Genomic DNA, 11,508 nt, shown 5'->3' with positions numbered 1-11,508 from the left:
TCTTGATTTTAAAGAGTTTAAATTTTTTCTAATGCTTGCCGCAGGTCGTTTATCAGGTATTGAGGCTCCTCCAGCCCAACATACATCCTGATCAGTTGATGCCTTTCATTAGTTGTTTCATACTGATCTTCTGTCAGCGATGCAACAGACGGCACTACCAAACTTTCATGACCACCCCATGAAACAGCCAGTAAGATATGCTGAAGATTATTGCAAAAAGTTTCTATTTTTTTTAACGAAGAGTTTTTTAGGGTAAAGCTAAATAGTCCGCCGCAACCCTGCATTTGCTCTTGTACAAGCTGGGCTTGTTTAAAATCTGTGAGAAAAGGCCATATAACGTGTTGTATAGCTTCATGATCACTTAGCCATTCGGTAATTATTTTAGTGCTTTCAAAACTACGTTGAATGCGCAAAGGCAATGTTCGTAATCCCCGCAAAAGCAACCACGCCGAATGTGGCGAAACCGCAGGGCCGATGTTCATAAATTCATGATCAAATATTTTCCTGATGAGCTCTTTACTACCTGTTAGCACGCCTGCCACAATATCTGAATGGCCTCCAATATATTTTGTTGCCGATTGTGCAACCAAATCGATCCCCAGCATGTACGGCTGCTGGTATATAGGGCTGCAATAACTATTATCAATAATGGTAATAATACCCCGTGATTTGGCAAAGGAAGCAACCTTTTTTATATCCTGTAATTCGTAACTGAAGGTATTGGGGCTTTCCAGAAATATCAAACGTGTTTCGGGCACTACAGCATTTTCAAAATTGCTAAAATCAGTTCCATCAATAAAAGTGGTGCTTATACCAAACTTAGGTAAAAAGGATTTAAAAAGCTTTTGAGTCCAGCTGTACGGATTTTCAACCGCAATAATATGATCGCCTGTTTTTAGCAATGAGAGCAGGGGGACACTAATTGCTGCGATACCGCTGCTGAATACCAAAGCATCTTCGGCCCCGTCTAAAGCGGCCAGTTTTTTTCTGAGGATATCAAGTGTAGGGTTTTGCCCTCTGGAGTATAAACAGGCATCAAACTCATCAGCCATAGCTTGCTTAAGATCAGCCACCGTTTTAAAAGCAAAATTACTTGACTGTACAATAGGCGGTGAAACTGCATTAAAGTAGTTCTCCCTGTCTTCTCCCAGCTCATTTAATATAAATGAAAGTTCCATAGCTAAGGTATTATAATTGGTTTTTGGCTTCTTTTGGTTATAAAATATATGATAAGGCCAACAAGAAATGCACAACTGCATATCACTGCGGCCAGTGGGTTTTCAATAAAAATATTGACGGTAACAAACCAGTACGAGGCAATGAAGATGATAGGAAGTACAGGATACCACTTCATAGTGTAAATGTCTGTTTGGTTAAGATGCCTGGTTTTTTTTCTTAAAATAAATATGGTAACCGCCGCGGTTGATAAACCGATGGTATCAAAAAACATTACGTAGCTTAATATTTTTTGAAAGGAGCCTACAAAAAACAATATGATAAGCACTACGGCAACAAAAAAACTTAGCCCAAACTCTTGTACCTGTGTTTGTTGATTTACTTTTTTGAACCTGCCGGGTAATATCCCGTCTTCTGCCATAGCATAGTAAACCCGGGGATTGGCCATGATGTTTACATTGATAAAGGCCAGCACAGACACAAACATTAACAGGGAGATGATTTTATAACCAACTGTACCAAAAATAGCTCCTGCCAATGTGGCTGCCAATGCTGTTTTATGCTGCAAGCCGCCAATGCCTAAAACAGAGTAATAGGCAAAATTGATGAGCAGATACAAGGATATAACGGTGACCATACCTGCAAAAATGGCTTTGGGAATATTGGTCTTGGCATTAATAATATCACCTCCAAAGTTTATGGTTTGCTGGTAGCCACCGTAAGTAAAAAATACAGCTATCAAACTTACGCCGAATGTACTTAAGCTGAAAGGGCTATCCACAACCGTCTTAATAGCATTGTAAGTGCCCATGGTGAGATGGCTTTTAAAAACAGCGCCACAAAGAACAACGATCATAGCTATTTTAAATATAGTAAGCACATTTTGAGTTCTTGCGCTCATTTTTATACCTAAAAAATTAATAACGTATAATACCAGTACCGGTGTTATGGTCATGATCCTGATGCCCGTGCCGTTTTGCAGGCTTGCCGGCATAATTATAGGGTTTATATATTCGGCACCTATAAGTGCTACTGCCGCTACCGATGCGGCGTTGCTGATCACCAAGATCCAATTGATCATGAAGGCAAATGCCGGATGAAAACAGTATGAAAATACCTTGTAAAACCCTCCCGTGGTTGGGTAACGGGCACCAATTTCGGCAAAGGTGAGCGCACCGCACAAACTAACGGCTCCTCCAAAAAACCAGGCGCCGAAGTATAATAAAGGGTTACTTGAACTAATGGCAACCTCGCCGGGGGCGGCAAAAATACCCATCCCCACAACCAAACTGATAACGATCATGGAAAGATCAAAACGGTTAAGTTTTGGGGTAATACTCATTTTGATTTAAGTGTCGATATTATAAGGTGGAAAATTAAACATATTTGTTAACTAAAGTTCGCAGAGAAAAGGTTTTATCAATTGTTGTAATATAAATGCGCTTAAACCTTAATAATGTTTAAGATAGAATGGTAATATATGCTGCTTTATTATAAATTTATGCTCTTAAACCGGTAGCGCATTTTCTATGCCTGTTGCTGTTGATATATAAGCCTTAAAAAACCAAGAGAAAACCTACATAATGATCAATAAAAAAATATCCATAAAGGATATCGCCAAACTTACTAACACCTCAATAACAACGGTATCTTTCGTTTTAAATGGCAAAGGGCGCATCAGTAAAGAGATCTCCAAAAAGATCCTGGATGTAGCTGCTAAAAATGGTTACGAGCCAAATCGTATGGCTGTAGGCTTGCGCACAGGGGTATCAAAAGTAATTGGTTTAATTGTAGAAACTATTGGAGGTCCGTTTTTTGGAGCAATGGCAAAGGTGATAGAAGAAGAGGCTGAGAAAGAAGGATACAGGATAATTTATTGCAGCACAAACAATAATATTCAGAAAGGAAAAGATGTAATTAAAATGCTATCACACCAATTGGTTGATGGTTATATAGTTACCCCAATGAAAGGATTGGAAAAAGATATCCAGAACCTCATTGCAAATGAGCGACCGGTAGTATTAATTGATGGCTATTTTCCTGGGCTGGATATTCCACATGTGCTGGTTGATAACTATAACAGCGCATTCAACGCGGTTGACCATCTTTTGCAATCCGGATACAAAAAGGTGGGCCTGATAACAGCCGATCTTGATCTGATCCAACTACAGGACAGGGTGCAGGGTTACAGAGATGCTTTAAAGGCTAATGGTGTTAAAGAGGAAAAGAAGCTGGTATTTAAACTACCTTTTCAGGCTGGTAAAGAAGAGGCCATAAATTCTATAAAAGCATTCATAGGGAAACAAAAACAGATGGATGCGGTGTTTTTTACTACCAATTATCTCGGAACTATGGGCCTGGAATGTATTAAAGAACTACAACTAAGCATCCCTGATGATTTGGGAATGGTAAGCTTTGATGATGATGAAATATTTAACTTATATCCACCGGGCATCACTACTGTTCGTCAACCAACTTATGAGATAGCAAAATCGGCAATTGATCTGTTGTTATCACAAATGAATCCTGATAGGTATGATATATCAAAGGTGAAATTACAGATACCTTCTCAGTTGATACAAAGAGGGTCAACCATACTTAAAAATTAAACTAAAGTTTTTGTTTTGGAAACAATAAATAAACAGATTAATTCTCTAAGTTTGATAAAACGTTTTACTTAATAAATAGGTTTAAATTGCATTACATTCTAACTCTTATACATTCAATGAAAAAAGTATTTCTTTTAGGTGCATTCATCGCACTTGTTTTCGCGGAAAAAAGCCATGCGCAGTCTGCCGAAGTTTTTAATAAAAAAGGCTACAAACTAACCTTTGAAAATCAGGACGCCGCATTTAGCCCCGAACTGAAAACCAAATTAATTGAAACTTTTTATGAGGTTTATCCTAAACTGGCAAAGGAATACAATAAAAAAACTGCCAAAAGCGTAACCTTTGTTATTGATACAGCTTATGATGGTGTTGCTGCTACCGACAATGGCCGGGTTGTATTCAGCTCAAAATATATGACCAAACACTCGCATGATATTGATGTGGTTACTCATGAAGTAATGCACATTGTGCAGGATTACGGTCATGATAACAATGGTCCGGGTTGGTTAACCGAAGGTATAGCCGATTATGCCCGTTACAAGTTTGGTGTAGATAACCCGGGTGCAAAATGGACGCTGCCTGCTTTTAAGCCTACCCAAAGCTATGAAAACAGTTACCGTATTACGGCCCGTTTTTTAGTGTGGATTGAGAAAGGAATAAAACCCAACCTGGTAAAAGATTTGGATAAACAACTGCGTGAGCATACTTTTACTAACGATAGCTGGAAAAAGGAAACCGGTAAAACATTAGATGAACTTTGGACTGCCTACGCGGCCAATCCAACTATTTAAGCCTAACAATTCTTTAGATTGATTATGAAATTTACAAGCGGTATAAAAAGTATCTGGATAGCACTCCTTTGTGTTTTGCCAGTAGTGTTAAGCGCGCAAAGCAATAAACCGGTTAAGCCACTTGCACAATTACAGCAAGAATTTGTTGATCTGCGTTTTGGCATGTTCATCCATTTCAATATTCCAACTTACATGGATCAGGATTGGGCCGATCCGGAAGCATCACCGGCTATTTTTAACCCAACGAAGCTTAATTGCGATCAATGGGCTAAGGCGGCAAAATCAGCTCATATGAGCTATGGGTGTATCACTACCAAACATCATAGCGGTTTTTGTATTTGGGATACCAAGACAACAGATTACAATGTGATGAACAGCCCCCTTAAAAGGGATGTGGTAAAGGAATATGCAGATGCTTTCAGGGCTAACGGATTAAAAGTATTTTTGTACTATTCTATATTAGACACTCATCACCGTTTGCGCCCTAATGCAATAACGCATAAGCATATTGATATGATCAAGGCGCAAATTACTGAGTTGCTTACTAAATATGGCGATATCGGCGCGTTGATCATTGACGGTTGGGATGCACCATGGTCAAGAATATCTTATGATGATGTGCCTTTTGAGGAGATATATCGCCTGGTAAAATCATTACAGCCAAACTGCCTGGTAATGGATCTGAACGGTGCAAAATACCCTGCCGAAGGCATGTACTATACTGATATAAAAACTTACGAGCAGGGTGCTGGTCAGCATATCTCCAAAGAAAATAACAATATGCCGGCGCTTTCCTGCTATCCTTTACAAAAGCACTGGTTCTGGAATTTATCTGATCCGACAGATGAGGTAAAAGATCCTGTAAAACTGGTAAATGACAATATTATTCCGTTCAATAACGTTGATTGTAACTTCATATTAAATGTGGCCCCTAATCGTGATGGCTTGATTGATGACAATGCACTGGCAGCCCTCAAAAAAATAGGGGAGATGTGGAAAAATGAAGGCCCGGTTGCTAAATTACCAAAGCTTGATGACCCTATCATTTCATCAAACCTGGCTAAAAATCAGTTTGCTAATTCAAGCTGGAGCGATGATTCTGAGATCATGGATTTTGCGAATGATGACAACTTCAGAACATCGTGGGTATCAAATCCAACGGTCAAGAATCCATGGTATGAGATCACTTTTGATAAGGATAAAGGATTTAATGCCATTGCCATTGCCGAAACAAAACCGAACATAACCAAATTACGGGTTGAGTATTATGATAATGGTGTTTGGAAACCGATATTTTCGGGCGAAAATAAAAACAGGATCAAGATATTCCGTTTCGATCGTGTTTGGGCCAGTAAGGTACGTGTATCGGTTGATGCTGCAGATCATCAGGTTTCAATTGCCGAGGTAGGCGTTTACAACGAAAGAAGATAATTATCAGGTAGCAACGCAAAGCAAAGATTTTCCATTTCCCCTGATTGGGAAACTAATTATATAAAATGAAACATTTATTCACTGCTTTTTTATTAGGTACCGCCGCAATGGCGGGTGCCCAAACCCACCCGGCAGAAAAACTGGTACAATATGTTAATCCCATTATTGGTACACAGCGCATGGGACATACCTACCCGGGTGCTACCGTACCTTTTGGCATGGTACAGTTAAGCCCGGAAACAGATACTGCCGGATATGAACTTAACGGACATTACAACCCTGATGTATATAAATACTGCGCAGGTTATCAGTATGATGATAAAACCATAGTTGGTTTTAGCCATACCCATTTCAGCGGTACGGGTCACTCTGATCTGGGCGATTTTTTGATCATGCCTACTGTTGGTGCTTTAAAGTTAAACCCGGGCACGGCTGATAAACCGGGCAGTGGTTACCGCTCGGCATTTTCGCACCAGAACGAGGTTACCCAGGCCAACTATTATAAAGTAAAGCTGGATGAAAGCAATATCATTGCCGAAATGACCACTACCACCCGTGTAGGTTTTCACCAGTATACTTTCCCTAAGTCAGACCAATCGCATATCATACTGGACCTGATGGCCGGTATTTATAACTACCCTGATAAAAACGTTTGGACCTATGTAAGGGTTTTAAATGATTCCACCGTTATAGGTTATCGACAAACCAACGGCTGGGCGCGTACGCGTTCCCTATATTTTGCCATGAGTTTCTCTAAACCATTTTTACAACATGGCTACAAAAAATATGATAAGGGCGAAGTGTACCGCGGTTTCTGGGGTAAATTCAATCAAACTAAAAACTTCCCGGAGATAGCCGGTAAGCAGATAAGAACCTACTTCGATTTCAAAACAGAAGAAGGTGAAAAGATCAAGATCAAGTTTGCTATTTCGCCGGTAAGTATGGATGGCGCGCTGAACAACATGCGTACCGAAATACCGGGCTGGGACTTTGATAAAGTGAAGACCGATGGTCAGCAGCAATGGGAAAATGAATTGCACAAAATTGTAATACAAGGCAACAAAGAAATTAAGGAGAACTTTTATACCTCCATGTACCATGCCATGATCAACCCAACCATTTATATGGATGCCGATGGCCAATACAAAGGGCTTGATCAAAATGTGCACAAGGCCGATGGCTTTACCAACTATACCACTTTCTCAATGTGGGATACTTACCGTGCCCTGCATCCGCTGTTTAACATTATTGATCCTAAACGTAACGCCGATATGGTTCAATCCATGATGGTGCATTTTGATCAAAGCCCTGAAAAAATGCTGCCCATATGGTCAAACTCAGGTAATGAGAACTGGTGTATGAGCGGTTACCATAGCGTGGTGGTATTAGCAGATGCGGTTGTAAAAGGCAACGCTCCGTTTGATGCCAATAAAGCCTTAGATGCTTGTGTGGCTACTGCCCGCCATAGAGATTATGAAGGTATAGGTTCATATATAGATCTGGGTTATATACCTGATGATAAAAGCGGTGTGTCTGTATCGTCAACATTAGAGTATGCCTTTGATGATTGGGCCATAGCACAAATGGCTAAAAAACTGAACCGCAATGATATTTATGAGGAGTTCATCAAGCGCTCGCAAAACTATAAAAACGTGTATGACGCCAAAGCGGGCTTTATGCGTCCTAAGTTGGCCAACGGAACTTTTCGTCAGAAATTTGACCCGCTGAGCACTATTAACGAGGGTTTTATTGAAGGCAACTCATGGAACTACACACTGTTTGCTCCGCAAGATCCGGAAGGTCTTATCAAGCTGATGGGTGGCAACAAACGTTTTGTAGGCTACCTTGATTCGTTGTTTACCATGAACCTTCCAGATAAATACTTTGCCGAAACTGAGGATATTACCCGCGATGGTATTATTGGCAACTACGTGCATGGTAACGAACCATCGCACCACGTAGCGTACCTGTACAACTGGACCGACAAGCCATGGAAAACCCAGGAGCGCATCCGCATGATATTGCCACGCATGTACAAACCAACACCTGATGGTTTAGGCGGTAATGATGATACCGGCCAAATGAGCGCCTGGTATATATTCAGCTCTTTAGGTTTTTACCCTGTTGTTCCTGGTTCTGACCAATACTCAACCGGTAGCCCTGCTGTTAACGGAGCGGTAATTAACCTTGATAACGGAAAAACTTTCACCATTAATGTTAAAAACCAAAGCGCCAAAAATGTATACGTACAAAAAATGGTACTGAACGGAAAAACACTTGATCAATTATTCATTAGCCATGCCGATATTTTAAACGGCGGGGAGATCACCTTTTACATGGGATCAAAACATAAATAGGTTTTTCATAAAGTCTCTAATCAAAAGGGCCCGGATTATTATAATCCGGGCCCTTTGTGTTATTAAAAGATAGGGTAAAATCCAATTGAAAGGAAGATTTACGAAGTTTTCAAAACTTCGTAAATCTGTAAAATCTGATAACTCAGAATTTAGAGTTTGGTATTTGAACCTTACTTCTCAACCCTAACGCTTATCACTCCCTTAGCCGGAATGGTAAAGTGCTCATTTAAAGTTTTTAGTTTATCTTCCATCAGGTTGCTTTCCCAGATTTTTATGGCAGCAACATTATTTGGTGTAAGGCTTAATTCAGCATCGGTATCGCCACTATTCACCAATTGGGCGATAACACCTTTGCCGTCATCCGTTGGCTTGATAGCTTCCACGTAAACCTGGTTACTATTGATCTTAAAGAAAAGGCCCTTTTCAGCGTCGCTGGTAGCGGCTGTAGCTATTAGGGGTTGATGATCATTAAGGCCGGTTTGGTTGGCTTTAAAGCTGTCAAAAGTGCCATCATGAGCTTGGATGAAGTAATGGAAGGTAGCATCGCCTTCCTGATCGGCCCTGAAATTGGTGTGCCAAAGGTTATTCATCACCCACGAATAGATGTTTGACGATTGCGGGGTGAACGAAAGCCATTGTGGTGAATGATGCAGGCCACCCAGTAAATTGGCTGTAGTGATATTTCCTATTTCAAATAAAGGTGCGTCAGGGCTTGTCCAGGTAATGCCGTATGCTGCGTTTGATAAATCAACCCAGCGCTGCATGGTAAACCAGTTATGGTTGGCATAAGGCAGCTGATCGGCCTCGGCACGGGCACTACCCCATGGAATGCTGTAACGTACCTGTGCTTCCGGAACATTGAAAGGGAAGGCAAAGTGCACACTCTCTTTGCGCCTGATGGCGGTTTTATCAATAGTATTGATCAGTTCAACTCTATCAATCCCATTAACTAATCTCACTTCGCGCACAAGACCTTTGGTGCCTGGTGCATCCGATTTGATCAGCAAACTAACAACCAGCGGGCCTTTTTCCTTAATGCTGATCTTTGCGTCTGCACTGCTCACCAGATTTTTGAGCGAATCAGCAGGCATATACAGATATTGGTTAAGCCCTGCCGAATCAGCTTTTACGTAGTTGCGGGTGGCGGATGTGGCCTTGGTTAATTTAACAATGTTACCTGTTTTTGCATCTACCGTAACGGTATAAATACCGTTTGTTAAAGTGTTAATTGTTGCCCTCACAGCTGTTTTAGCAGAGAAAGCCTTTCCTGGGTTAATGCTGTAAGTACTTTTACCCATCCCCGGTACTGCATCGGCTACAAAAACAAGTTCGCCGGTACTTAAGCGTTGTGAGGGCAATTTTTTACCGGCAGCATCTTTTACCAGATCACCAACTTTGCTTAATGCTGCGGATACATAAACCACATCGGTTCGAGGCCATGCTGTGGTATTATAAACATCAATGATGTTGGCTTTGACAGATGCAGGTTTTAAGGCTGCCGACATTAGTGAGTCAACCTGTTTTTCGGCACGTAGCACATAACCTTGTTTAACGACCCATTCACTTTTCACCTTTTCGTTATCAGGTTCGCCAACACTGTTATACGCTCCCCAGGTGTGTTCGTTGTATAATAACAGATTCTTCCAGGTATCATCAAAATCAACTACAGGATATGCTGGCTTGTTACGGATAGCCCATATGGCTCCGGTTTGTTTCAGTCTGTCTGATGTGCTGCGGCTTAATGCGGTTTCTTTAGCTGCGGATGATACACCATCTGTCCAGTATTCGGTATAATCGCCGGTGAAAGATGGAATATCCTTCTTGTATTTACTTTCCAGATCATTAAAAAATTGTTTCACTGAGGTAATGATCAGCTTGGGCGAATCATAATGCTCGTTCCAGGCTTTAACAGCATCCGGTAACTCAGGGTCAATAGGGGCGTTATCGCTCATGGCCCAGGTAAGGATAGACATGTTATAAGGGAAGTTATTTTGTTCCAGATCGCCCAGGTATTGAAACAGGTAGGGGTTCAGGAAATTTTCTGTAGGATGCCCGGTATAATAAGGTTTAGGTTCGTCAATAGTGAAAAAGTTCGGGATCTTGGAGCCTTTAAGCCGGTACGCGATAGAATAAGGCTGGCACTGCCAGAATAATAATTTTTGCTTGCCCGATGGCGACAACCAGTAAAAAGGTTTATCCTGCCACTTAGCCAGGTTACCTATTCGGTCAGACGCGTTTGGCCCTGATAAAAAGTATTTGATACCGGTTTGCTCGCTCTGGGCGGCAAGGCCCCATGAAGCTCCCGGTACATCACCCTGAAACATGGTATGTATCTCAATACCTTGCTCTTTAGCCAATTTTTGCGATTTGGAGAACATCTGCATCAGCTGGCGCGAATCAGTCATGCTGGTGTTGATATTGCCATAGGCGCCATCCAGGTTTATCCAGCCCTTTTTAACGGCATTCCAAAAGCGGGCCTTTTTTTCCGGGCTGGCCAGTTTAAGGTAATTGTCAACCACCCAAATGGCTTCGGTAGTCCATTTAAAACGAGCTTCGGTAGGGTAATTCTGTGTTTTTTCGGCCAGATCAATGGATTCATCAATGTTATCTATGTGCAGTTTCAATACTTTGGCTTGTGTGTTGGTATAACCAATATCAACGTGCGAGTGCGGCAATACATATACGCTCCAATCGGTACGGGCCGGTTCAACAATGCAGCGGGCCACATAAGTTTGTTTACCCGCTGTTAAGGATAGGGTAGCTTGGGTAGCTATTTTTATAGGTGAGCCGGGTAAGGCTACTTCAAAAACATCTAAACCATCGGTACTTGCCGGTATGGTAATGTTTTCTGTATGGCCATTAAATGAAACTACTGCTGCAGCGGCATTATAACTTTTGCCATTTTTAAACAACAGCCGGGCCATACGCCTGCTTTCTCCATGATATTTTAAATAGGCCACCGTGGGTTGCAGGGTGACTGAGGTAAACGCAGGGCTGGCTTTTTGAGCGTTGGCATTTAGGGCGGCTGTCCCAATAAAAAGTAGAAGAGCCGCGAAGCGAAATACCTGTCTGTTGTAGAGCTTTTTCATCCTTAAATTTCAAATAATTATGGCTACAGTTTTATATGTTAGTATGTACAAACAT

At 41.3% G+C, this 11,508-nt stretch carries 7 protein-coding genes; 4 read left to right on the top strand and 3 right to left on the bottom strand.

Annotated elements, in window-relative coordinates; genetic code table 11:
* Positions 1–17 precede the first annotated feature (17 nt).
* Positions 18–1,178 carry a trans-sulfuration enzyme family protein gene (locus QWZ01_RS12215; protein WP_290323613.1) on the bottom strand — a complete coding sequence of 387 codons (1,161 nt, stop codon included), beginning with the start codon at positions 1,176–1,178 and terminating at the stop codon, positions 18–20.
* A 2-nt stretch (positions 1,179–1,180) separates the two neighbouring features.
* Entirely contained in the window at positions 1,181–2,518 is a 1,338-nt protein-coding gene (locus tag QWZ01_RS12210) for an APC family permease (protein ID WP_290323612.1), read from the bottom strand.
* Positions 2,519–2,759: 241 nt separating this feature from the next.
* Between QWZ01_RS12210 and QWZ01_RS12205 the strand changes: the two genes are divergently transcribed.
* From QWZ01_RS12205 to QWZ01_RS12190, 4 genes are all read left to right on the top strand, one after another.
* Positions 2,760–3,785 (top strand): LacI family DNA-binding transcriptional regulator, encoded by a 1,026-nt coding sequence (locus tag QWZ01_RS12205; protein ID WP_290323611.1) that lies wholly within the window; start codon positions 2,760–2,762, stop codon positions 3,783–3,785.
* A gap of 116 nt (positions 3,786–3,901) precedes the next feature.
* A complete protein-coding gene (locus tag QWZ01_RS12200) occupies positions 3,902–4,576 on the top strand; it encodes a basic secretory protein-like protein (protein WP_290323610.1) in 675 nt (224 codons plus the stop codon).
* 24 nt (positions 4,577–4,600) lie between these two features.
* Complete coding sequence (locus tag QWZ01_RS12195; protein ID WP_290323609.1) at positions 4,601–6,007, top strand: alpha-L-fucosidase; 1,407 nt, start codon at positions 4,601–4,603, stop codon at positions 6,005–6,007.
* Positions 6,008–6,072: 65 nt separating this feature from the next.
* Positions 6,073–8,364 (top strand): GH92 family glycosyl hydrolase, encoded by a 2,292-nt coding sequence (locus QWZ01_RS12190; protein ID WP_290323608.1) that lies wholly within the window; start codon positions 6,073–6,075, stop codon positions 8,362–8,364.
* Between the two features lie 170 nt (positions 8,365–8,534).
* On the opposite strand, the gene QWZ01_RS12185 is transcribed toward QWZ01_RS12190, so the two are convergent.
* On the bottom strand, positions 8,535–11,453 hold the full coding sequence (locus QWZ01_RS12185) for a glycoside hydrolase family 38 N-terminal domain-containing protein (RefSeq protein ID WP_290323607.1): 2,919 nt from the start codon (positions 11,451–11,453) through the stop codon (positions 8,535–8,537).
* Positions 11,454–11,508: the final 55 nt, after the last annotated feature.

The sequence above is a fragment of the Mucilaginibacter aquaedulcis genome (genome assembly GCF_030409325.1).
In the GTDB taxonomy this organism is placed as follows: domain Bacteria; phylum Bacteroidota; class Bacteroidia; order Sphingobacteriales; family Sphingobacteriaceae; genus Mucilaginibacter; species Mucilaginibacter aquaedulcis.
Note: the sequence above shows the minus strand (reverse complement) of the source record. Positions and strands in the feature narration are given on the sequence as shown.

Bases quoted from the DNA above. Each gene is read 5' to 3' on its own strand.
- QWZ01_RS12215 (WP_290323613.1), bottom strand. From the start codon at position 1,178: ATGGAACTTTCATTTATATTAAATGAGCTGGGAGAAGACAGGGAGAAC.
- QWZ01_RS12210 (WP_290323612.1), bottom strand. From the start codon at position 2,518: ATGAGTATTACCCCAAAACTTAACCGTTTTGATCTTTCCATGATCGTT.
- QWZ01_RS12205 (WP_290323611.1), top strand. From the start codon at position 2,760: ATGATCAATAAAAAAATATCCATAAAGGATATCGCCAAACTTACTAAC.
- QWZ01_RS12200 (WP_290323610.1), top strand. From the start codon at position 3,902: ATGAAAAAAGTATTTCTTTTAGGTGCATTCATCGCACTTGTTTTCGCG.
- QWZ01_RS12195 (WP_290323609.1), top strand. From the start codon at position 4,601: ATGAAATTTACAAGCGGTATAAAAAGTATCTGGATAGCACTCCTTTGT.
- QWZ01_RS12190 (WP_290323608.1), top strand. From the start codon at position 6,073: ATGAAACATTTATTCACTGCTTTTTTATTAGGTACCGCCGCAATGGCG.
- QWZ01_RS12185 (WP_290323607.1), bottom strand. From the start codon at position 11,453: ATGAAAAAGCTCTACAACAGACAGGTATTTCGCTTCGCGGCTCTTCTA.